Below are 22,052 nucleotides of genomic sequence, written 5' to 3'. Positions count from 1 at the left end.
GCCGTGATCCGCGAGGACGCCCTGGCCGCACTGCCCGTACGCACCGCCCTGCCCGCGCTGGAACGGGCGCTGGACGAGCACGGTTCGGCGGTGCTGTGCGCGCCGCCCGGCACCGGCAAGACGACGCTGGTACCCCTGGCGCTGGCCGAGCGGGGCGCCCGGGTGGTCGTCGCCGAGCCGCGGCGGATCGCGGCACGGGCGGCGGCGCGGCGGATGGCGTGGCTGCTGGGAGAGAAGGTGGGCGGCCGGGTCGGTTTCACCGTGCGCGGCGAGCGGGTCGTCGGCCGGGACACCGCGGTCGAGGTGGTCACCACGGGTGTGCTGCTGCAGCGTCTCCAGCGGGACCAGGAGCTGGCAGGCGTCGATGTGGTGATCCTCGACGAGTGCCATGAGCGGCACCTGGACGCGGACACGGTGGCCGCGTTCCTGCTGGATGTGCGGGAGACCCTGCGGCCCGGACTGCGGCTGGTGGCGGCGTCGGCGACGACGGACGCCGAGGGGTGGGCGCGACTGCTCGGTGACGCGCCGGTCGTCGAGGCCGAGGGCGTCGCGCATCCGGTGGACGTGGTGTGGGCTCCCCCGGCGCGGCCGGTGCGGCCACCGCACGGGACGAGGGTGGACCCGGCGCTGCTCTCGCATGTCGCGTCGGTGGTCCGGCGCGCGCTGGGCGAGCGCACGGGGGACGTGCTGTGCTTCCTGCCGGGCGTCGGGGAGATCGCGCGGGTCGCCGGGCTGCTCGGGGATGTGGACGCCGAGGTGCTCCAGGTGCACGGGCGGGCGCCGGCGGCGGTGCAGGACGCGGTGCTCTCGCCCGGTCGGGGCCGCAGGGTGGTGCTGGCGACATCGGTCGCCGAGTCGTCGCTGACCGTTCCGGGGGTGCGCGTCGTCGTTGACTCGGGCCTCGCCCGGGAACCGCGTACCGATCATGCGCGGGGCATCGGCTCGCTCACGACGGTGCGGGCCTCGCAGGCGGCGGCCCGCCAGCGGGCCGGCCGGGCGGGGCGTGAGGCGCCGGGTGCGGTCTACCGCTGCTGGCCGGAGGCGGAGGACGGCCGGCTCCCCCGTTTCCCCGCGCCGGAGATCCAGGTCGCGGATCTGACCGCGTTCGCGCTCCAGGCGGCGTGCTGGGGCGCCCCGGACGCCTCCGGGCTCGCCCTGCTGGACCCGCCGCCGGGCGGGGCGATGGCCGCCGCCCGCTCGGTCCTGTCCGCGATCGGCGCGGTCGACGCGTCGGGCCGGGTGACCGGCCGCGGCGTGCGCATGTCCCGCCTCGGCGTCCATCCCCGTCTCGCGCGGGCCCTGGTGGACGGCGCGCCCGAGGTGGGTGCCCGCCGCGCCGCCGAGGTCGTGGCCCTGCTGAGCGAGGAGCCGCCGCGCGAGTACGGCGACGACCTGGCGGCGGCCTGGCGCACGGCGCGCCGCGGGGGTGACGCGTACGGTGCGCGCTGGCGTACCGAGGCGGGGCGGCTGGCGCGGTCGGCCGGGACGGGGGGCTCCGCCCCCGGTTCCCCGGCCGGCGCCGCGCCTCGGGACTCCTCGGTGTCCGGGGCACGCGGCGCACGGGCGCGGCCTGGGGCGGCGGGGCCGGCGGAGGGCCACCTCGCCGATGACACGGTCGCCGGTTTCGTCACCGCGCTCGCCTTCCCCGAGCGCGTCGCGCGGGCGCGGGGCGAGGCGGCGTATCTGATGGCTTCCGGGACCGGTGCGGAGCTGGGCGAGGGCTCGCGGCTGCGGAGCGCGCCGTGGCTGGCGGTGGCCGTGGCGGACCGGCAGGCGCAGGCGGCATCCGCACGGGTGCGGCTCGCCGCCGTCGTGGACGAGGACACCGCGCGCGCCGCCGCGGCGCATCTGCTGAGCAGGGGCGAGGAGGTGCACTGGGAGGACGGTGACGTCGTCGCCCGGCACGTGGAGCGGCTCGGCGCGGTGGAGCTGTCCGTACGTCCGCTGAAGGAGCCGGGGCCCGGTCTCGTCAGGGACGCGCTGCTGGAGGGGCTCGGTCGTGAAGGGCTCGGGCTGCTCGCCTGGTCACGGGATGCCGGGGCGCTGCGGCAGCGGCTCGGCTTTCTGCACCGGGTGCTGGGCGCGCCCTGGCCCGATGTGTCGGACGCGGCCCTGCTGGAGCGTGCCGGGAACTGGCTGGAGCCGGAGCTGTCCCGGGCCCGGCGGCGGGCCGATCTCGCCCGGGTCGACGCCGGGCAGTCACTCCGACGGCTGCTGCCCTGGGCCACCGGCGAGGCGGTGCGCCTCGACGAGCTCGCCCCGGAGCGGATCGAGGTGCCCAGCGGGTCCCGGATCCGGGTCGACTACTCCGCCGAGCAGCCGGTGCTGGCGGTGAAGCTCCAGGAGTTGTTCGGGCTGCACGAGACGCCGCGCGTCGCCGGGGTTCCCGTACTCGTCCATCTGCTCTCCCCCGCCGGGCGGCCGGCGGCCGTCACCGCCGATCTGGCCTCGTTCTGGCGCGACGGTTACCGGGCCGTGCGCGCGGAGTTGCGCGGCCGCTATCCGCGGCACCCCTGGCCCGAGGACCCGACGACGGCCCGGCCGACGCGAGGTGTGAAGCGCTGACCGTGTCCGGTGCCCGGGGCGGGCGGTGGTCAGACGCCGACGGGCTCGGGGCGCCGCTCCGCGACGGGGTCGTCGTCGGGCCGGCGCGAGCGTGCTTCCAGATAGAGGGAGAGAGCGAGCAGTGCGGCGCCGAGGGTCAGGAATCCCCATGGCAGATACGAGGTGAGCAGGAGCACCAGCGTGCGGTTCGACGACACCAGGCCGACGGTGTGGTCGACGTAGTCCTCGCGCATCTTGACGTGCCCGGAGAACGCGGTGACCTTCTCACGGCCACCGAGCAGTGAACCGCCGCGCAGTTCCTCGGTGTGGATCTCCTCGCCGTTGACGGGCGCACCGGTGACCGGTTCGACCCAGAACATGCGTTTGGTGGTGTACCAGCGGGTCGTGCCGGTCTGCTTCTCCAGCGTCGTGGCGTCGATGCCGGGCATCGGCATCTTCTTCGGGTACGGCACCTTGGTCCACGGGATCGTCTGCTCGAAGTAGTAGACCTCCATGCCCCGGAAGTCCCGCGTCCCCTTGTAGTGGATGGGGGCGGAGGTACGGGTCTGGGCGTCGAAGTACTCGTAGTCCCGCTTCTCGGTCAGGAAGGGCCACTTGAACTCGATGCCCTCGCGCCGTACCGCGTCGCCGTCGACCATCTCGCCGGTCGCGTGCACGGGGTCCTGGGTGTGGGCGTCGAAGATGTAGCGCTCGGGGATCTGGGAGACCATCTTGCCGTCGGGGCCCTGGACGTAGGAGAGCGAGTCCCAGACGACGACGTCCCGGCCCGCGTCGCGCTCGATCTTCGCCGACTCCTCGACGTTGCCCTTGAGGGTCTGCACGATGGTGACCTTCTCGACCTGCTTCGCCTGCATCGTGTCGTACTGCAGCAGCGTCGCGGGCTTCGCCTCGAGCACCATTTCCTGGTACTGGCTCGGCGGGATCTTCGCCAGCCGGGGGAAGGCGTACCAACGCATCACCGGTGCGAGGGCGGCGAAGAAGACGGCGAAGGACAGGAGGACGAGGCTGGCTTTGCGGCGCATGGCGGCTGGTCCTCCCGCTACTTCTTGGGACCGGGGACGGTGGTGTACATCGGCTTGGGCGAGGTCTCCCCGGGCGGTACGTCGAGCACCGAGACGAGCAGCACGACGAGGAGCACAGGAGCCAGCCCGATGGCGGCGGCGACGAGGGCGCGCATGGTCGGCCTCCCGGGTGCGCGGATCTGATACGGCGTCAGGACGGCAGGGCGGAGGCACCGTAGCAACGCGGCCGCGAGATGAGAACAGCTCGCACCGCACACGACGCCGCTCGCGACGCGGGACATGGCGCGGGACATGGCAATGGACACGGCGGCGCCGGACAGGGCGCCCGGCTTCGAGCCCTACACGGAGCCCGACATGGCGGAGCCGGAGGCGGCGCCGGACATGGCGCCGCCCCTCCACCGGGCAGCGGTGAAGGGGCGGCACGCCGTGCGTGGTGCGTGTGCGCTACCGGGTCAGGTGGCCGGACTCGAGGTCGGGGTCGGAGTCGGGGTCGGGGTCGGGTCCGGGGCCGGTGCGACCTTCAGTTCGACGGTCAGCGTCGCGCCGCCCTCGGTCGTCAGTCGCAGCAGGAACGTGCCGGTGTGCTCGTCGGAGAAGATCTTCGGCAGGACGAGCACACCGTCGGCGTCGGTCTTCAGCTCCGTCAGGGTGCGGACCGCCTTGCCGTCCGCGTCCTTGAAGTACGGGCCCTTGGTGTTCTCGGCCGGGTCGTCGGCCGCGGTGATCATCGTGGCGGTGACCGCCACCCCGGCCGCCACCGCGCCCTTGAACGTGGCCTTGACCTCGACCGCGTCGGCGAACTCGCCGCCGGGCGCCGCCGTCAGCTCCTTGTCCCCGGTCCGCGCGAGCGCGTCGGCCCGGCGCGGGCTCACGGTGGCGACGTAGTCGATGCGGGGCAGGGGACGTCCGGCGACGGTGACGCGGAGGGTGAAGTCGCCGGTCTTCTCGCCCGCCGTCAGCGCCGGGGCGACGGCGATGCCGCCGGTGCCGGTACGGACGACCACGGCGGTGCGGTTGCCGGAGAACCGGGCACCGGTGTCACCGACGATCTCGAAGACGAGGTCGGCCCCGACGACGGACTGGCCCGAACGGTTCTTGGCACGGACCTTCGGCAGCTCCGTGAACTCTCCGCCGGCGGTGGCTGTGGGCTGTCCGGTGCCCGCGTTCTCGATCCCGAAGACCGTCGCGGTGGGCGGCGGCGTCGGAGTCGGCGTCGGCGTGCCGGGCTGGGAGGGCTGCGGGGTGGGGCTGGGCGAACCACCGGGCTTCGACGGGGAGGGCGAGGGGCTCGGCGTGCCGCCCGGGGTGGGCGGGGCGGTCGGCGTGGGGCTCGCGCCGGTGCCGCGGTCGCTGCGATCGGTCGGCAGTACGCCCGTACCGTCCGGGACCTGGTGCGTGCCCTTCTTGTAGTACTCGAACCACGTCATGACCGTCCGCAGGTACTCCCGCGAATGGTTGTAGCTCAGGATCGCCCGGTCCAGGTCGGCCTGGACCGACAGGTCACGGCCGCCCGCGCACAGGTACTTTCCGGCGGCGAGGGCGGCGTCGTAGATGTTGTTCGGGTCCTTGCTGCCGTCGCTGTTGGCGTCCTGGCCCCAGGTGGCCCAGGTCGACGGGATGAACTGCATCGGGCCGACGGCACGGTCATGGGTGCGGTCGCCGTCGTAGGCACCGTTGTCGGTGTCGGAGATGTTGGCGAAACCGACGCCGTTGAGGACCGGGCCGAGGATCGGGGTGAGCGTGGTGCCGTTGGCGTCGACACGGCCGCCGCGCGCCTGGCCGGATTCGACCTTGCCGATCGCGGCGAGCAGTTGCCAGGGGAGGCGGCAGGCGGGGTCGCTGCTCGCGAGGGTCTGCTCCGCCTGCTTGTACGCGGCGAGCACCGTGGCCGGAATGCCCGCTTCCGCCGGACCCGTCACGGGGAGAGCGGGAGCGGCACCCGGCTTGTTCGGACTGTTCAGCGGCGGCAGATCCGTGTAGTACGGGGAGTTGCCGGTGGCCGAGGACTCCGGTGGCGCGGTCGATTCGGACGTCGGGGTGTCACTGTCGCTGCCGACGTTGGTGACCCCCGGCGCCTGCGACGCGGAGAGCGCGGCCACCGCGGCCGCTGCCACCGCCGTCGTGGCGGCTCCCCTGCGCAGTCGGCGGCCGAATTGCGCTGCCATACGTCTGTTCCCTCCCCGTCGGCGACCGTTCGCGCTCCCCGCGCAGTGTCCCGGGTGACACTACGGCAACTCGCGGCGCCGTAACACAGGTCCCCCGGCCGCTCTTGCCGCTGTTCACCTCCCGGCCGTCCGCGGTATGCGGAACCGCGCGTTCGTATGGCGGACGGTCAGCTTCCCGCATACTGGTCCGCATTGCTCACAGATGGTCCTACGGGGGCACCATGCCATTCACACTCAGCCATGCCGCGGCGGTTCTGCCCGGGATCCGGAGGAACGGCACGGCGCGAGGCCCGCTGTTCGCCTCGGCGCTCGTCGCGGGTTCCTTCGCGCCCGATATGACGTACTTCGCGGCCAGTGTGCGTCCCGAGGCGATGGAGTTGGGAGGCATGACCCACGGGCCGCTGGGTGTGCTGACCGTCGATGCCGCCATCACCGCCGTGCTGGTGGGCCTCTGGCTGATGGTGCGTGAGCCACTGCTGGCGCTGCTGCCGCGCGGCCGGCAGGGGCAGGTGCACGCCGTGTTGCGGGGCCGCCCCTGGGGCGACCGGCCGCCGTTGGTGGCGGTGCTTTGGCTCTATGTCTCGGCGGTGATCGGGGCGACGACGCACATCGTCTGGGACTCGTTCACCCACTTCGACCGCTGGGGCACACGGGCCCTGCCCGTGCTGGCCGAGTCCGTCGCCGGATTCCCCCTCTACACGTACACGCAGTACGGCAGTTCGGCACTGGCGCTGATCGCTCTCGTCTGGTTCACCGCCTCGGCGCTGAGGGCTGTGCCGTCGACGACACCGGCGCCGCCGTCCGTGCCGCGGATCGGCCGGCGCGGCCGGCGGGCGGCCGCCGCACTGCTGGCGGTCTGTGTCCTCGCCGGGACCGTGCACCGCTGCGTGCGCTGGTACTTGTACTGGGGCCGGATCGACTCCCCGCTCGACATCGTCCCGACCGCCTGCTTCGGCGCGGGCGCGGGCCTCGCGGCGGGTGTGGTGCTCTACGCGGCGGCCGTCCGTCTGAGGATGCGGACGGACAGCACCACCTCGGACCGGGTCGACCAGCCGGCCTGACGAAGCGGGCCGGCGTACGGGGCCCGCGATGCACGAGGTGGTGTACGGGTGGCGCGCCTTACGGGGTCGGGGCTGTAGAGGGTCGGGGCTGTAGAGGGTCGGGGCGGCGGTAGGGGGCGGGCCACTGCCGGCCCGCCCCCTACCGCCGCCTCCGCCGGAGGCGTCAGGCGCTCAGTGCGCCGCCGACTCCCAGTCCTCGCCCACGCCCACCGAGACATCCAGCGGCGCCCGCAGCTGCGCCGCGGCCGACATCTGCGCGCGGACGACCGCCTCGACCCGCTCGCGTTCGCCCGGGGCGATCTCCAGCACGATTTCGTCGTGGACCTGGAGCAGCATCCGGGAGGAGAGCCCGCCCTCGCGCAGCGCGCTGTCGACGCGGAGCATCGCGACCTTGACGATGTCCGCGGCCGTGCCCTGGATCGGCGCGTTCAGCGCCATCCGCTCGGCCGCCTCACGGCGCTGCCTGTTGTCGCTGTTGAGGTCGGGCAGATAGCGGCGACGGCCCAGCATCGTCGCCGTGTAACCCGTGGCCCGCGCCTCGTCCACCACTCGGCGCAGATAGTCGCGCACCCCGCCGAAGCGCTCGAAGTACGTGTCCATCAGCGCGCGTGCCTCGGCCGCCTCGATGCTCAGCTGCTGGCTGAGCCCGAACGCCGACAGTCCGTAGGCCAGTCCGTACGACATGGCCTTGATCTTGCGGCGCATCTCGGCATCGACCGCGGACCGCTCGACGCCGAAGACCTGGGAGGCAACGGTCGTGTGCAGGTCCTCGCCGGAGGTGAACGCCTCGATCAGGCCCTCGTCCTCGGAGAGGTGGGCCATCACGCGCAGCTCGATCTGGCTGTAGTCGGCCGTCATCAGCGACTCGAAGCCTTCGCCGACGACGAATCCGCGGCGGATGGCGCGGCCCTCGTCCGTACGCACCGGCACGTTCTGCAGGTTGGGGTCGGTGGACGACAGGCGTCCCGTGGCCGCGACCGTCTGGCTGAAGGTGGTGTGGATCCGGCCGTCCGCCGCGATGGTCTTGATCAGGCCCTCGACCGTGGAGCGCAGCCGCGCCTGCTCACGGTGGCGCAGCATGATCACCGGCAGCTCGTGCTCGGTCTGGGCGGCGAGCCAGGCCAGCGCGTCCGCGTCCGTCGTGTAACCGGTCTTGGTCTTCTTCGTCTTGGGGAGGTTCAGCTCGCCGAAGAAGACTTCCTGGAGCTGCTTGGGCGAGCCGAGGTTGAACTCGTGGCCCACCGAGGCGTGCGCCTCCTTCACCGCCTGCTGGACCGCGCCGGCGAACTGCTGCTCCATCGCCTCCAGATGGGCGCGGTCGGCGGAGATGCCGTGCCGCTCCATCCGGGCCAGGAGCAGGGACGTCGGCAGCTCCACGTCATGGAGCAGCTCGGCGGCGCCGACCTCCTCGAGGCGGGTACGGAACGCCTCGCCGAGGTCGAGGACGGCGCGGGCCTGGGCCATCAGGGCGTCGGCCTCGGCCTGCTCCTCCTCGCTGCCGAAGGCCAGCTGCCCGTCGGCGGCGGCCGGGGCCAGCTCACGGTGGAGGTACTCGACGGACAGGGCGTCCAGGGCGAAGGACCGGCGGCCGGGCTTGACCAGATAGGCGGCGAGGGCGGTGTCCATCGTGATGCCCTGGATGTCCCAGCCGTGCTCGGGGAAGACCCGCAGCGCCTCCTTGGCGTTGTGCAGGATCTTCGGCCGGTCCGGGTCGCAGATCCAGGCGGCGAAGGCCCGCTCGTCGGCCTCGTCGAGCTGGGTCGTGTCGAACCAGGCGGCCTGGCCTCCCCCCTGGCCTTCGGCGGAGGAGGGGCCGGCGGCGAGCGCGATCTCGCTGACGTTGCCGACGCCGAGGGCCCAGGACGCGACGGTGGCGACACCGAGCGGCTGCCCGCCGTGCCGCTCCAGCCAGGGGACCAGCTCGCCGGCGCCGAGCACGCTGCCGTCCAGCTCGACCCCGGCGGCCGGGGCAGGGGCCTCTTCCTCCGCGGCGCCCGGGTCGACCGCCAGGAGCCGCTCGCGCAGGCTCGGGTTGCGGATCTCCAGGACCTCCAGGAAGCCCTTCAGCGCGCTCCTGTCGTACGGAGCGCGCGCCAGGTCGGCGACGGACCGGGGCAGCTCCACGTCACGCACCAGCTCCGTCAGGTGACGGTTGAGCTTGACGGCCTCCAGATGGTCGCGCAGGGACTGCCCGACCTTGCCCTTGACCTCGTCCGCACGCTCCACCAGTTCCGCGAACGAACCGAACTGGGTGATCCACTTCGTGGCCGTCTTCTCGCCGACGCCGGGGATGCCCGGCAGATTGTCGGACGGGTCACCGCGCAGGGCCGCGAAGTCGGGGTACTGCGAGGGGGTCAGTCCGTACTTCTCCTGGACCTTCTCCGGGGTGAACCGGGTCAGCTCGGAGACGCCCTTGGTCGGGTAGAGCACGGTCACGTGGTCGGAGACCAGCTGGAAGGAGTCCCGGTCGCCGGTGACGATCAGCACCTCGAACCCCGCGGCCTCGGCCTGGGTGGCGAGGGTGGCGATGATGTCGTCGGCCTCGAAGCCGTCCACGGCGAACCGCACCGCGTTCATCGTGTCGAGCAGCTCGCCGATCAGCTCGACCTGCCCCTTGAACTCGTCCGGTGTCGAGGAGCGGTTCGCCTTGTACTCGGGGAAGTCCTCTGAGCGCCAGGTCTTGCGGGACACGTCGAAGGCCACGGCGAAGTGCGTGGGCGCCTCGTCGCGCAGCGTGTTCGCCAGCATCGACGCGAAGCCGTAGATGGCGTTGGTCGTCTGGCCGCTCGCGGTCGTGAAGTTCTCCGCGGGCAGCGCGAAGAACGCCCGGTACGCCAGGGAATGCCCGTCCATGAGGAGCAGGCGCGGACGGATGTCGTCTGGGGTCTTCTTCGATGCTGTCTCGGCCACGAACACGATCCTGCCACGGACCACTGACAAAGCCGCCCACGGCCATCGACGGGGTCCGCTGTCGGCGACGCGTGACAGGATCGACGGCGACGAACGACCGATCCCGCGCTCGAAGGGGAGCACGATGGCCAGCAAGCCGCCCGCAGGCGACCCGGTTCAGGACGCACCGCAGATCGAGGCGCCCCAGCACGCCGCGGCCGGCCTGCCCGCGATCGGGCACACCCTGAGGATCGCCCAGCAGCAGATGGGCATGGCGCGCAGCGCCCGGACCCTGCTCAAGGTGAACCAGAAGGACGGCTTCGACTGCCCGGGCTGCGCCTGGCCCGAGGGCGAGAAGCGCCACGTGGCGGAGTTCTGCGAGAACGGCGCGAAGGCGGTGGCCGAGGAGGCGACGCTGCGCCGCGTCACGCCGGACTTCTTCGCCGCGCACCCGCTCTCGGACCTGGCGTCCCGCAGCGGGTACTGGCTGGGCCAGCAGGGCCGTATCACCGAGCCCGTACTGCTGGAGGCGGGCGCGGACCGGTACGAGGCGGTGACGTGGGAGCGGGCCTTCGCCATCATCGCGGAGGAGCTCAGGGCGCTCGGCTCCCCCGACGAGGCCCTCTTCTACACCTCGGGCCGCACCAGCAACGAGGCCGCGTTCCTGCTGCAGCTCTTCGCCCGCGAGTTCGGCACGAACAACCTGCCGGACTGCTCCAACATGTGCCACGAATCCTCCGGCTCGGCCCTGACCGAGACACTGGGCGTGGGCAAGGGCAGCGTCTCCCTGGAGGATCTGCACCAGGCGGATCTGATCATCGTGGCCGGGCAGAATCCCGGTACGAACCATCCGCGGATGCTGTCCGCGCTGGAGAAGGCCAAGCAGTCCGGCGCGAAGATCATGTCGGTGAACCCGCTGCCCGAGGCGGGCCTGGAGCGCTTCAAGAACCCGCAGACGCCACAGGGCATGCTCAAGGGCGTCTCCCTCACCGATCTCTTCCTCCAGATCCGCATCGGCGGCGACCAGGCGCTGTTCCGCCTGCTCAACAAGCTCGTCCTGGAGACGCGGGGCGCGGTCGACGAGGACTTCGTACGGGAACACACGCACGGCTTCGAGGAGTTCACCGCCGCCGCGCGCGCCGCCGACTGGGACGAGACGCTCGCCGCGACCGGCCTCACCCGCGCGGACATCGAGGGCGCGGCGCGCATGGTGCTCGACTCGAAGCGCACGATCGTGTGCTGGGCGATGGGCCTGACCCAGCACAAGCACTCCGTGGCGACCATCAGGGAGGTCGTCAACCTCCTGCTGCTGCGCGGCAGCATCGGCCGGCCCGGCGCCGGGGTGTGCCCGGTGCGCGGGCATTCGAACGTGCAGGGCGACCGCACGATGGGCATCTTCGAGCGGCCCTCGACCGGCTTCCTCGACGCGCTGGAGAAGGAGTTCGGCTTCGCGCCGCCGCGCCACCACGGCCTCGACGTGGTCCGGTCCATCCGGGCGCTGCGTGACGGCGACGCGAAGGTCTTCTTCGCCATGGGCGGCAACTTCGTCGGCGCCACCCCCGACACGGAGGTCACGGAGGCGGCGATGCGCCGCGCCCGTCTCACGGTCCACGTGTCGACGAAGCTCAACCGCTCGCACGCGGTGACGGGCACCCGCGCGCTGATCCTCCCGACGCTGGGCCGCACCGACAAGGACGTGCAGAAGAGCGGCAGGCAGATCGTGACGGTCGAGGACTCGATGGGCATGGTGCACGCCTCGCGGGGCAATCTGGCGCCGGCGAGCGCGCATCTGCTCTCCGAGCCGGCGATCGTGGCGCGCATGGCGCGTGCCGTGCTCGGCCCGGAGTCGGCGACCCCGTGGGAGGAGTTCGAGAAGGACTACGCGACGATCCGGGACCGGATCTCCCGGGTGGTGCCCGGCTTCGAGGACTTCAACAACCGGGTCGCGCGCCCCGGCGGCTTCACCCTGCCGCACGCCCCGCGCGACGAACGCCGCTTCCCCACCGCCACCGGAAAGGCCAACTTCACCGCCGCGCCCGTCGAGTACCCCGAGGTGCCCGAGGGCCGTCTCCTGCTGCAGACCCTGCGCTCCCACGATCAGTACAACACGACGATCTACGGCCTCGACGACCGTTACCGGGGGGTGCGGGGCGGCCGCCGCGTCGTCCTCGTCCACCCGGACGACGCGGCGGAGCTGGGCCTGGCCGACGGCGCGTACACGGATCTGGTCAGCGAGTGGAAGGACGGCGTGGAGCGCCGGGCCGCCGGGTTCCGGGTGGTGCACTACCCGACCGCGCGGGGCTGCGCCGCCGCGTACTACCCGGAGACCAATGTCCTGGTGCCGCTGGACGCCACCGCCGACACCAGCAACACCCCCGCCAGCAAGTCCGTGGTCGTGCGTCTGGAACAATCACCGTCCGCCTAAGCGTTTGCTCAGGCAGAGGAAGATCCTGGACACCGCAGACGTACGACGATCGGAGCCGGCACATGGGCGAGCAGACGACGGTGAAGTTCCCGCAAGAGGTCCTCGACGAGTACGCGGCACTCGGCGTCGACCTGCCCGCGCTGTTCTCCGCCGGGCATCTCGGCAACCGGATGGGCGTGCAGATCGTGGAGGCCTCCGCGGACCGCGTCGTCGGCACGATGCCCGTCGAGGGCAACACCCAGCCCTACGGTCTGCTGCACGGCGGCGCCTCCGCCGTCCTCGCCGAGACGCTCGGTTCCGTGGGCTCGATGCTGCACGGCGGAGTCTCCAAGATCGCCGTCGGCGTGGATCTGAACTGCACGCACCACCGGGGTGTCCGCTCCGGCTCGGTCACCGGAGTGGCCACCCCGGTGCACCGGGGCCGCTCGACGGCCACGTACGAGATCGTGATCACCGACGAGCAGGACAAGCGGGTCTGCACGGCCCGCCTGACCTGCATGCTGCGTGACGTGGGAGCCAAGGACGCCGAGCAGGTCCGGGGCGCTTCGGCCTGACGGCCCGGCCCTGCCCGGCGCGGCTGACGGCCCTACCGCACGCGGCTGACGGCACTAGCGGGCGACCGGCAGGGTGACGCTGCTGATCCCGGCCCGGACGGACAGTTCCGTCCCGGCCGGGTACCGAAGGGTGTAGTCGTGGTCGGTCGAGATCAGCACGACACCGAGCCGGTGCCCCTTCCTGAAGACGTGCTCCTGCGGCTGCATCCCCCACGTCAGCTGGTACTCGCGGCCTTCGACGGCCTTGCTCTCCCGTTCGAGCGAGTAGCGGTTGCGGATGTCCAGCCAGCCGCGCGACACGATCTTGAAGTCGGCGGTCTCGGTCCGGTGCCTGGTCCGGTAGGCGCACCCGGTGTCACCGGGGATGCCCTCTCCGTAGCAGACGAGCTGCGAGGTGTCCGTGACGGTGCCGGCGGTGGCGCGGGTGTCGGTGCCGTAGTCGACGAGCAGCGCGGTCACATACGGTGAGGAACCGGCGAGTGACGCCCGTACCGACACCTTCGGCACGCCGTTGACGCGCAGGTCCTTCGGGAGCGGCCCCGTGGAGTACACGAGCCGGTCCGCCCGGGGTGTGCCGGGGTCGGCGACCAGCTGCTCGGCGGTGACGGTCCGCCCGGCGTCGGTCATCGTCTGCCGCACCGGCCGCCCGGGGAGCGGCGAGAGCCCGTCGGCGTTGAGCCGCAGGGTCAGGTCCCGGGTGGAACGGTCCGGCCAGTCCGGCTGCTGCCGCCAGCTGAAGTCGGCCTGCTCGACATCGACTCGGGGCGCGGTCGTCGCCCCGTTGTCCAGCCCGTAGAGCCAGTGGTCGAACCACTGGTGCAGCTGGGCCAGCCACTCCTCCATGCGCAGCGGCATCGGATTGCTGTGGCCCGCCTGGTGCAGCCACAGCTTGCGCGGCACGTCGTGCCGCTTCAGCGCCTCCCACAACTGCCCGAAGTGCTGCGTCTTCACGTTCCAGTCGTTGCCGCCGTGCACGACGAAGACCCCGGCCTTGATCTTTCGTACGTCCTTGAGGTAGTCCCGCTCCTTCCAGAAGCGGGTGAAGTCACCGGTGAGCCGGTCCTGTTCGGCGGTCAGCCGGTCCAGCACGGGCTTGCAGATGTCCCGGTCGGCGCGGCTGTAGACGGCTTTCGCGAGGACGTCGGTGTCCTCGCCCTGGTAGCCGCCCGGCGCCACCACTGCGCCGCCGGCGCGGTAGTAGTCGTACCAGGAGGAGATCCCGGAGATCGGCACGATGGCCTTGAGGCCCTCGACTCCCGTCGTGGCCACGGCCGTCGGAAGTGTGCCGTTGTACGAGATGCCCATCATGGCCGTGTCACCGGTCGACCAGCCGGCGGAGACCGGCGTGCCGTCCGGGTCCCAGCCCCGGGCGCGGCCGTTCAGCCAGTCGACGGCGGCCTTCGCGCCGAGGGTCTCGTTGCGGCCGCCGGAGGTGGGGCAGCCGGTGGAGCCCCCGGTACCGAGGCTGTCCATCTGCGCGACCGCGTAGCCGCGCGGCAGGAAGTAGTTGTCGGTGTACCCCGACCAGGCGACGGAGGGGCCGACGAGTCCGGGGACCCGCTCTCCCGCCGCGAGCCGCCTGCCCGCGGGAAGGCCGTCCTCGTCCACGTCGACGTTGTGGAAGGGGACGTCGTTGAGGCCCGCCCAGTACGGGCTCGCCTCGACGATGGTGGCGACCCGCAGGCCCGTGTCCGTCTCCTTCGGCCGCAGGATCCGCATCCGGACCGTGTCCCGGCGGCCGTCGCCGTCACTGTCCACCTCGGTCTCGATGTCGACCTGTTGATGAATCGCCTCGGCGCGCGAGAATACCGGCTGGGTCCGGTCGCCGACGACGGACAGCGCGGGCGTCCCGGCCCGCGCCGCCGGCACGGGCAGCGCCGTCAGCAGGACGGCGGCCAGAGCCGCCGTACCCCATCTCCGTACCGTACGGACACAGCTCCGGTGGGCCGTGCGCATGCGGGTGGGTCTCGCCATCGTGTCTGCCTCCTGGGCGGGATGGATCCGCGACGGGTGATGAGCGCGCGGGAAGCGCACGCACATTCCATCGCTTGCGCATCAGGCGCACCAGAGCGCAACTGCCGCCCGGCCGGGCCTTCTTGCCGCACGGGCGATTCCACGGCACACACGGCAACCCTCGTTCCGCACCGCCCGTTGCCGGACCCGTCGGGGCGGGTCTAGCTTCGACGCATGACGACCGGTGCGCCGCCGCCTCACCTGCGGTGCACCCTTCTGCGCGCCCTCGTGGCGGCCGCCGCGCTGGCGGCCGGCGCGGCCGGCTGCGCGGACCACGTTCCCGGGGCGGCCCCCCGGCCGGCTCCCTCGCCGCGGACCACCTCACCCCAGCAGTTGTGCACGACCCTCGTCACCCGGTGGGCGCAGCAGCTCCTCGACGACGGTGGCAGCGGCTACGGCGACTACCAGTCGATGGGCCTGTCCAACGGCCAGTACGAGATCCTGCGCGCCGTCCTCGACGCCGCCCGCACCGAGGAGCAACGCAACGGCCCAGTACCCGCACGCGAGTTGATCGCCGGTCAGGCCGACCGGCGTTGTACGGAGCGCTACCGCGAAGGCGTTCCCACGGGCGGGCCGTGGCAGTGAGCGGCGTCGGCCCCGTGGAGCCCGGAGAGTCCACGTACGCGGCGGAAACCTCCGCCCCGGCTCACCGCGCGCCGGCCGGGAGATGGACGGCGTTCGCCGCACACCATCGGCGGGCACTGACCGTCGTCCTCGTGGTCCTCGCCGTCGCCGCCGGCTCCGCATACCTCTACGCCACGCGCCCTCGCCCCGACCCCGGCCCCTGGCCCGCTCAGGCGATTTCCGTGACGTACGCGGGCGCCGGACCGGCAGCCGTCCACCCCGGGGGGTCATTCCGCTTCTCCGTGGAAATCACGGCAGGCGCGGGGCCACCGGTCACGGTCGAGAGCGTCCGCCAGCCGTCCGCGGCCCTGCACCTCACCGCGTCCCCGAATCCCCCTTTTACGGTGAAAACCGGCTCCACCCGCACCGCAGTGATCGCCATCCATGTGGACGACTGCGAAAAAGCACCCCGAAATGCCGGGCTCCCTTTCCTGGATGTAACGCTCCGTAATGCCCGCGCAAAACAGGACCAGAGTTTCATCCTCGGCGACGACTACGCGCGGGACCTGTCCCGGGCCGTGGCCGACTACTGCGAGCGACCACCACGCCTGTCATGACCAAAATAGGGAAACAGTCATGCACCCCATGCCGCAAATCCGTTCGGGATAACAAGAGCGTCACAGCATCGGCCAGACCAGTGCTGAATTCCCATTTACCCGCTTAGAGTCACGGCCAGTCACCGCGCCACCGGATTCCTTGCCAGCGAGGTTCCAGCGCTCGACTCGGCGCTCCACGAGGGGGTTGCCGTGCCAGGTGAAAGGACCAAATCGTGCGTCAACGTTCGCTCATAGCCATAACCGCAGCACTTGCCGCGGGGGCACTCACCCTTACCGCCTGTGGCTCGCGCGACGACAAGGGCGGGGACTCGACGGCCGGTGGCGACACCACCGTGGTCATCGGGGTAGACGCGCCGCTCACCGGCGACCTCTCCGCTCTGGGTCTCGGCATCAAGAACTCCGTGGACCTCGCGGCCAAGCAGGCCAACGAGAAGAAGTACGTCAAGGGCGTCACCTTCAAGGTCGAAGCGCTCGACGACCAGGCGCAGCCCTCCTCGGGCCAGCAGAACGCCACCAAGCTCGTCGCCAACAAGGACGTGCTCGGTGTCGTCGGCCCGCTGAACTCCTCCGTCGCCGAGTCGATGCAGAAGGTCTTCGACGACGCGAAGCTCGTCGAGGTCTCCCCCGCCAACACCAACCCGGCCCTGACCCAGGGTGCGGACTGGAACAGCGGCACCAAGAAGCGCCCGTACAACTCGTACTTCCGCACGGCCACCACGGACGCCATCCAGGGTCCCTTCGCCGCGCAGTACCTCTTCAACGACGCCAAGAAGAAGAAGGTCTTCGTCGTCGACGACAAGAAGACCTACGGCGCCGGCCTCGCGGCCACCTTCAAGGCCGAGTTCACCAAGCTCGGCGGCAAGGTCGCCGGCGAGGACCACGTGAACCCGGAGACGAAGGACTTCTCCGCGGTCGCCACCAAGATCAAGAACTCGGGCGCCGACGTCGTCTACTACGGCGGCGAGTACCCCGCGGCCGGCCCGCTGAGCAAGCAGATCAAGAAGGCCGGCGCCAAGATCCCGCTGGTCGGCGGTGACGGCATCTACAGCGCCGAGTTCATCAAGCTCTCCGGCAAGGAGGGTGAGGGCGACCTCGCCACCTCCGTCGGCGCGCCCGTCGAGACCCTGCCGTCCGCCAAGGAGTTCGTCGCGAACTACGAGAAGGCCGGCTACAAGGAGGCCTACGAGGCGTACGGCGGCTACTCCTACGACTCGGCCTGGTCGATCATCGAGGCCGTGAAGAAGGTCGTCGACGACAACGGCGGCAAGCTTCCCGAGTCCAAGGACGCCCGCGCCAAGGTCCTCGAAGCCATGAAGGGTGTCTCCTTCGACGGTGTGACCGGCAAGGTCTCCTTCGACGAGTTCGGCGACGCCACCAACAAGCAGCTCACCGTGTACCAGTACAAGGGCGGCGCCTGGGCTGCCGTCAAGTCCGGTACGTTCACCGGCTGATCTCCACTCCGCATCACATGCATGGCCGCGCGGGGCGCTGCACCAAGCGCCCCGCGCGGTGTCATATCCGGCGAAAGACTTCGGAGGACCTGCGGTGAACGAGCTGCCGCAACAGCTGGTCAACGGCCTGCTACTCGGATCGATGTACGGGCTGGTCGCCATCGGCTACACGATGGTCTATGGCATTGTCCAGCTCATCAACTTCGCCCACGGCGAGATCTTCATGACCGGAGGCTTCGGTGCTCTCACGGTCTGGCTGATGCTCCCGTCGGGCACCACCATGTGGGTGGCGCTGCCGCTCATGATCATCGGCGCGATCATCGTCGCCACCACCATCGCCGTCGGGGCAGAGCGCTTCGCCTACCGGCCACTGCGCACCGCACCACGACTCGCGCCGCTCATCACGGCGATCGGTCTGTCACTCGCCCTGCAGCAGGCCGTATGGGCGTGGTACCCCGGCGCCAAGTCCTCCCTGACCTTCCCGGAAATCCCCGGCGGACCCTTCCACCTGGGCAGCGTCACCATCCAGACCGGCGACGTCTTCCTGCTGATCGCGGCCCCCATATCGATGGCCGTACTGGGCTACTTCGTCATGAAGACCCGCACCGGACGCGGCATGCAGGCCACCGCACAGGACCCTGACACCGCCAAGCTCATGGGCGTCAACACCGACCGCATCATCGTGGTCGCCTTCGCCCTCGGCGCCGCCTTCGCCGCGATCGGGGCCGTCGCCTACGGCCTCAAGTACGGCGAGGTCAACTTCCGAATGGGCTTCCTGCTCGGCCTCAAGGCCTTCACCGCAGCCGTCCTCGGCGGCATCGGCAACATCTACGGCGCCATGATCGGCGGCCTCGTCCTCGGCATCGCCGAGACCATGGCCACCGCCTTCATCGCCGATGTCCCTGGCATGCAGCAACTCGGCGGCCAGGCCTGGGCCGATGTCTGGGCGTTCGTACTCCTCATCCTCGTGCTCCTCTTCCGGCCTCAGGGTCTGCTGGGCGAGCGCGTGGCGGACAGGGCGTGATCAACATGACTACTGAGACCACCACCGCGGACACCCCGCGCACCCCCGCTGCCGAGGCCGGCACCGGCCTCATCGCCCTGCCCCCGCGCATCGCCCGGGCCACCGCCACCGCAGGCGGCGCCCTCACCGTCGTCTCCGCCTTCACCGCCTGGACCTGGACGTCCGCCTTCCCTGGCGACCTCACCGTCTACGGCTACCCCGGCGGCCTCCAGTGGCTCGTCCTCATCGGCGGCGCCCTCACCACGCTCTTCGGCCTGGCGTCGTACGGCGTCAAGGGAACCCGCTGGCTCATCCCCTCCGGGTCCGACGCGGCCATCAAGGTCGCCGCCATCGGCACCTTCGCCACCACCTGGTACACCGTCCTCGCCATCGGTACCACCCTCGGCGGCCTCGTCAATCTCGAGCCCGGCGGCCTGCTCGCGGCCGTCGCCTCGCTCGCCGCACTCGTCGGAGCGCTCGGCCTGCCCTTCGACCGGCCGGCCACCGAGCCCGCCGACCCCGAGGACACCGGACTCGACCAGTTCAAGCACAACGCCGGCAACAGGTGGACCGTCGTCAAGGCCGCGTTCGCGACCGGCACGCCCGCCCCGGCGCGAAAGCTGCCCGGCTGGATCGAGATCCTCATCCTCAGCGCCGTGCTCGCACTCGGACTCGCCGTCTTCACCTACGGCATCGGCACCGAGTACGACGAGCTGTTCATCGGCTTCTTCATCACCGCCTGCTTCGGCTTCGCGGCCCTCAGCAAGGCAGGGCTCGCCCAGCGCGTCTCGGCAATCGCTGCCCGCCACCGCAACGTGGCCATGGTCGGCGCATTCGCCGCCGCCGCGGCCTTCCCCTTCACCCAGTCCGACGACCAGTACGCGACCATCGGCGTCAACATCCTGATCTTCGCCACCGTCGCGCTGGGTCTGAACATCGTCGTCGGTCTCGTGGGCCTGCTCGACCTCGGATACGTCGCCTTCCTCGGCGTCGGCGCCTACGCCGCCGCCATGGTCTCCGGCTCCCCGTCGTCGCCGTTCGGCCTCCACCTGCCGTTCTGGGCCGCCATCCTCGTCGGCGCCGCCGCATCCATGGTCTTCGGCGTCCTCATCGGCGCCCCGACCCTGCGGCTGCGCGGCGACTACCTCGCCATCGTGACCCTCGGCTTCGGTGAGATCTTCCGCATCGCCGTCAACAACATGGACGGGACCTCCGGCCCGGACATCACCAACGGCTCCAACGGCATCTCGTCGATCCCGAACCTCAACATGTTCGGCTTCGACTTCGGTGCCGAACACACCATCGCCGGATTCACCATCGGCCGGTTCGCGAACTACTTCCTGCTCATGCTGCTGGTCACGCTCGTCGTGGTCGTGGTCTTCCGCCGCAGCTCCGAGTCCCGCATCGGCCGTGCCTGGGTCGCCATCCGCGAGGACGAGACCGCCGCAGAGGCCATGGGCATCAACGGCTTCCGCGTCAAGCTCATCGCCTTCGCCCTCGGAGCCGCGCTCGCCGGCCTCGCCGGCGCGGTCCAGGCCCACGTCACCTACACCGTGACGCCCGAGCAGTACCAGTTCGCCCACGTCGTCCCGCCCAACTCGGCCTTCCTGCTCGCCGCGGTCGTCCTCGGCGGCATGGGCACCATCAGCGGTCCGCTCGTCGGCGGCGCACTGCTCTACCTCATCCCGAACAAGCTGCAGTTCCTCGGTGACAAGCAGCTCCTCGCCTTCGGTCTCGCACTCATCCTCCTGATGCGCTTCCGCCCCGAGGGCCTCATCCCCAACCGTCGCCGCCAGCTCGAGTTCCACGAGAACGAGGAAGCGCCCGCCACCCTCACCAAGGCAGGTGCCTGAACATGACCACAGACACCACCACGAAGACGACCGCCACGACGCCGACCGGCGAGACGGTCCTCGACGCACGAGGCGTCACGATGCGCTTCGGCGGCCTCACCGCCGTGCGCTCCGTCGACCTCACCGTCAACAGCGGCGAGATCGTCGGTCTCATCGGCCCCAACGGTGCCGGCAAGACCACGTTCTTCAACTGCCTCACCGGCCTCTACATCCCCACCGAGGGTGAGGTCCGGTACAAGGGCACGGTGCTGCCTCCGAAGTCCTTCAAGGTCACGGCCGCCGGCATCGCCCGGACGTTCCAGAACATCCGGCTCTTCAACAACATGACCGTGCTGGAGAACGTCCTCGTCGGCCGCCACACCCGCACCAAGGAAGGCCTCTGGTCCGCCCTGCTGCGCGGCCCCGGCTTCCACAAGGCCGAAGCCGACTCCCGCGAACGGGCCATGGAACTGCTCGAGTTCATCGGCCTCGCCGGCAAGTCGGAACACCTCGCCCGCAACCTGCCGTACGGCGAACAGCGCAAGCTCGAGATCGCCCGCGCGCTCGCCAGCGAGCCCGGCCTGCTCCTCCTCGACGAGCCCACCGCGGGCATGAACCCGCAGGAGACCCGCGCTGCCGAAGAGCTCATCTTCGCCATCCGCGACCAGGGCATCGCCGTCCTCGTCATCGAGCACGACATGCGGTTCATCATGAACCTCTGCGACCGCGTCGCTGTCCTCGTCCAAGGCGAGAAGCTCATCGAGGGCGACAGCGCCACCGTCCAGAGCGACGAGCGCGTCATCGCCGCCTACCTCGGCGAGCCCTTCGAGGGCGAACCCGGCGAGGCGGAGGCCGCAGAGGTCGCCGAGGCCGAAGCAGCCGCCGCCGCGGCCGCGGCGGAAACGGCCACCGACGCGGCGGCCGAAGCCGAGGACTCCGCCGAAACCGAGGCCGACGAATCGCCGGAGGCCGAAGCGGACGACTCGGCGGACGACGAGGACGAGAACGACACCGACGCGCCGGACCCCGCACAGGACGACGCGCCGGAGCCCACCACCGACGCCGACAACGACGCCGACAAGGCCTCCGGTTCCGGCAAGGAGAACGACTGATGACCGCACTTCTCGAGGTCGAGGACCTGCGCATCGCCTACGGCAAGATCGAGGCCGTCAAGGGCATCTCGTTCAAGGTCGAGGCCGGCGAGGTCGTCACCCTCATCGGCACCAACGGCGCCGGCAAGACCACCACCCTGCGCACCCTCTCCGGGCTCCTCAAGCCCGTCGGCGGACAGATCAAGTTCAACGGCAAGTCCCTGCGCAAGGTCCAGGCCCACCAGATCGTCTCGCTCGGGCTCGCCCACTCCCCCGAGGGGCGGCACATCTTCCCGCGCATGACGATCGAGGACAACCTGCTCCTCGGCGCCTTCCTCCGCAACGACAAGGAAGGCATCGCCAAGGACGTGCAGCGCGCCTACGACCTCTTCCCCATCCTGGGTGAACGCAGGAAGCAGGCGGCCGGCACGCTCTCCGGCGGCGAGCAGCAGATGCTCGCCATGGGCCGGGCCCTCATGTCCCAGCCGAAACTGCTCATGCTCGACGAGCCGTCGATGGGCCTCTCACCCATCATGATGCAGAAGATCATGGCGACCATCGCCGAGCTCAAGGCCCAGGGCACCACCATCCTGCTCGTCGAGCAGAACGCCCAGGCCGCGCTCTCGCTGGCCGACCACGGCCACGTCATGGAGATCGGCAAGATCGTCCTCTCCGGCAGCGGACAGGACCTGCTCCACGACGAGTCCGTCCGCAAGGCGTACCTCGGCGAGGACTGATCCACCGCCACCACCGCACGGACACGGGAGAGGCCCGCACCCCCGCGGGGGGCGGGCCTCTCC

The 22,052-nt window shown here is 71.0% G+C and carries 16 protein-coding genes; 11 read left to right on the top strand and 5 right to left on the bottom strand.

The genetic code is table 11. From position 1 onward, the window contains the following. The first annotated feature begins 3 nt into the window (after positions 1 to 3). On the top strand, positions 4 to 2,565 hold the full coding sequence (gene hrpB, locus ACIQMR_RS03260) for an ATP-dependent helicase HrpB (RefSeq protein ID WP_401382227.1): 2,562 nt from the start codon (positions 4 to 6) through the stop codon (positions 2,563 to 2,565). A 29-nt stretch (positions 2,566 to 2,594) separates the two neighbouring features. Here the strand turns inward: hrpB and ACIQMR_RS03255 are convergent, their stop codons facing one another. The 3 genes from ACIQMR_RS03255 to ACIQMR_RS03245 all read right to left on the bottom strand — a co-directional run bounded on the left by ACIQMR_RS03255 (position 2,595) and on the right by ACIQMR_RS03245 (position 5,752). Continuing rightward, positions 2,595 to 3,587: a DUF3068 domain-containing protein gene (locus tag ACIQMR_RS03255; RefSeq protein WP_401382225.1), complete on the bottom strand. Its 993-nt coding sequence runs from the start codon at positions 3,585 to 3,587 to the stop codon at positions 2,595 to 2,597. A 17-nt stretch (positions 3,588 to 3,604) separates the two neighbouring features. Further along, complete coding sequence (locus ACIQMR_RS03250; protein WP_401382224.1) at positions 3,605 to 3,742, bottom strand: SPW_0924 family protein; 138 nt, start codon at positions 3,740 to 3,742, stop codon at positions 3,605 to 3,607. A gap of 297 nt (positions 3,743 to 4,039) precedes the next feature. Further along, the gene (locus tag ACIQMR_RS03245) at positions 4,040 to 5,752 is read right to left on the bottom strand and encodes a lytic transglycosylase domain-containing protein (protein WP_401382222.1); all 1,713 of its coding nucleotides are present in this window, start codon (positions 5,750 to 5,752) and stop codon (positions 4,040 to 4,042) included. Between the two features lie 221 nt (positions 5,753 to 5,973). Between ACIQMR_RS03245 and ACIQMR_RS03240 the strand changes: the two genes are divergently transcribed. Next, positions 5,974 to 6,813: a DUF4184 family protein gene (locus ACIQMR_RS03240; protein ID WP_401382221.1), complete on the top strand. Its 840-nt coding sequence runs from the start codon at positions 5,974 to 5,976 to the stop codon at positions 6,811 to 6,813. A 171-nt stretch (positions 6,814 to 6,984) separates the two neighbouring features. Here ACIQMR_RS03240 and polA read toward each other — a convergent pair whose 3' ends face one another. Then, positions 6,985 to 9,666, bottom strand: coding sequence for a DNA polymerase I (polA, locus tag ACIQMR_RS03235; protein ID WP_401382683.1), 2,682 nt, complete (start codon positions 9,664 to 9,666; stop codon positions 6,985 to 6,987). Between the two features lie 181 nt (positions 9,667 to 9,847). Between polA and ACIQMR_RS03230 the strand changes: the two genes are divergently transcribed. Together ACIQMR_RS03230 and ACIQMR_RS03225 are read left to right on the top strand one after the other, a co-directional pair. Continuing rightward, entirely contained in the window at positions 9,848 to 12,127 is a 2,280-nt protein-coding gene (locus ACIQMR_RS03230; protein WP_401382219.1) for an FdhF/YdeP family oxidoreductase, read from the top strand. Between the two features lie 62 nt (positions 12,128 to 12,189). Then, positions 12,190 to 12,681: a PaaI family thioesterase gene (locus ACIQMR_RS03225; RefSeq protein WP_266374998.1), complete on the top strand. Its 492-nt coding sequence runs from the start codon at positions 12,190 to 12,192 to the stop codon at positions 12,679 to 12,681. Positions 12,682 to 12,735: 54 nt separating this feature from the next. Here the strand turns inward: ACIQMR_RS03225 and ACIQMR_RS03220 are convergent, their stop codons facing one another. Further along, on the bottom strand, positions 12,736 to 14,655 hold the full coding sequence (locus ACIQMR_RS03220) for a Xaa-Pro dipeptidyl-peptidase (protein WP_401382216.1): 1,920 nt from the start codon (positions 14,653 to 14,655) through the stop codon (positions 12,736 to 12,738). A gap of 213 nt (positions 14,656 to 14,868) precedes the next feature. Between ACIQMR_RS03220 and ACIQMR_RS03215 the strand changes: the two genes are divergently transcribed. From ACIQMR_RS03215 to ACIQMR_RS03185, 7 genes are all read left to right on the top strand, one after another. Next, a complete protein-coding gene (locus ACIQMR_RS03215; protein ID WP_401382214.1) occupies positions 14,869 to 15,279 on the top strand; it encodes a hypothetical protein in 411 nt (136 codons plus the stop codon). Positions 15,280 to 15,410: 131 nt separating this feature from the next. Continuing rightward, positions 15,411 to 15,875, top strand: a complete 465-nt coding sequence (locus tag ACIQMR_RS03210) for a Tat pathway signal sequence domain protein (protein ID WP_401382211.1) — start codon at positions 15,411 to 15,413, stop codon at positions 15,873 to 15,875. Positions 15,876 to 16,087: 212 nt separating this feature from the next. Beyond that, entirely contained in the window at positions 16,088 to 17,326 is a 1,239-nt protein-coding gene (locus ACIQMR_RS03205) for a branched-chain amino acid ABC transporter substrate-binding protein (protein ID WP_401382209.1), read from the top strand. A 94-nt stretch (positions 17,327 to 17,420) separates the two neighbouring features. After that, on the top strand, positions 17,421 to 18,350 hold the full coding sequence (locus tag ACIQMR_RS03200) for a branched-chain amino acid ABC transporter permease (protein WP_401382207.1): 930 nt from the start codon (positions 17,421 to 17,423) through the stop codon (positions 18,348 to 18,350). Between the two features lie 5 nt (positions 18,351 to 18,355). Then, positions 18,356 to 20,182, top strand: coding sequence for a branched-chain amino acid ABC transporter permease (locus tag ACIQMR_RS03195; protein WP_401382205.1), 1,827 nt, complete (start codon positions 18,356 to 18,358; stop codon positions 20,180 to 20,182). A gap of 2 nt (positions 20,183 to 20,184) precedes the next feature. Beyond that, complete coding sequence (locus ACIQMR_RS03190) at positions 20,185 to 21,273, top strand: ATP-binding cassette domain-containing protein (RefSeq protein WP_401382203.1); 1,089 nt, start codon at positions 20,185 to 20,187, stop codon at positions 21,271 to 21,273. Continuing rightward, positions 21,273 to 21,989 carry an ABC transporter ATP-binding protein gene (locus ACIQMR_RS03185; protein WP_266374987.1) on the top strand — a complete coding sequence of 239 codons (717 nt, stop codon included), beginning with the start codon at positions 21,273 to 21,275 and terminating at the stop codon, positions 21,987 to 21,989. Before ACIQMR_RS03190 ends, ACIQMR_RS03185 begins: the two co-directional genes overlap by 1 nt. The last annotated feature ends 63 nt before the right edge of the window (positions 21,990 to 22,052 follow it).

The organism is Streptomyces sp. NPDC091376, from assembly GCF_044757085.1.
GTDB classification, from domain to species: Bacteria; Actinomycetota; Actinomycetes; order Streptomycetales; family Streptomycetaceae; genus Streptomyces; species Streptomyces pratisoli.
The sequence above is the reverse complement of the archived record's forward strand: the minus strand, read 5'-3'. Positions and strand labels throughout refer to the sequence as shown.

Coding starts and splice junctions, on each gene's coding strand:
- ACIQMR_RS03245 (WP_401382222.1), bottom strand. CDS start 5,752: ATGGCAGCGCAATTCGGCCGCCGACTGCGCAGGGGAGCCGCCACGACG.
- ACIQMR_RS03215 (WP_401382214.1), top strand. CDS start 14,869: ATGACGACCGGTGCGCCGCCGCCTCACCTGCGGTGCACCCTTCTGCGC.
- ACIQMR_RS03255 (WP_401382225.1), bottom strand. CDS start 3,587: ATGCGCCGCAAAGCCAGCCTCGTCCTCCTGTCCTTCGCCGTCTTCTTC.
- ACIQMR_RS03195 (WP_401382205.1), top strand. CDS start 18,356: ATGACTACTGAGACCACCACCGCGGACACCCCGCGCACCCCCGCTGCC.
- ACIQMR_RS03230 (WP_401382219.1), top strand. CDS start 9,848: ATGGCCAGCAAGCCGCCCGCAGGCGACCCGGTTCAGGACGCACCGCAG.
- ACIQMR_RS03190 (WP_401382203.1), top strand. CDS start 20,185: ATGACCACAGACACCACCACGAAGACGACCGCCACGACGCCGACCGGC.
- ACIQMR_RS03240 (WP_401382221.1), top strand. CDS start 5,974: ATGCCATTCACACTCAGCCATGCCGCGGCGGTTCTGCCCGGGATCCGG.
- polA (WP_401382683.1), bottom strand. CDS start 9,666: ATGGACGGGCATTCCCTGGCGTACCGGGCGTTCTTCGCGCTGCCCGCG.
- ACIQMR_RS03185 (WP_266374987.1), top strand. CDS start 21,273: ATGACCGCACTTCTCGAGGTCGAGGACCTGCGCATCGCCTACGGCAAG.
- ACIQMR_RS03250 (WP_401382224.1), bottom strand. CDS start 3,742: ATGCGCGCCCTCGTCGCCGCCGCCATCGGGCTGGCTCCTGTGCTCCTC.
- ACIQMR_RS03225 (WP_266374998.1), top strand. CDS start 12,190: ATGGGCGAGCAGACGACGGTGAAGTTCCCGCAAGAGGTCCTCGACGAG.
- ACIQMR_RS03220 (WP_401382216.1), bottom strand. CDS start 14,655: ATGGCGAGACCCACCCGCATGCGCACGGCCCACCGGAGCTGTGTCCGT.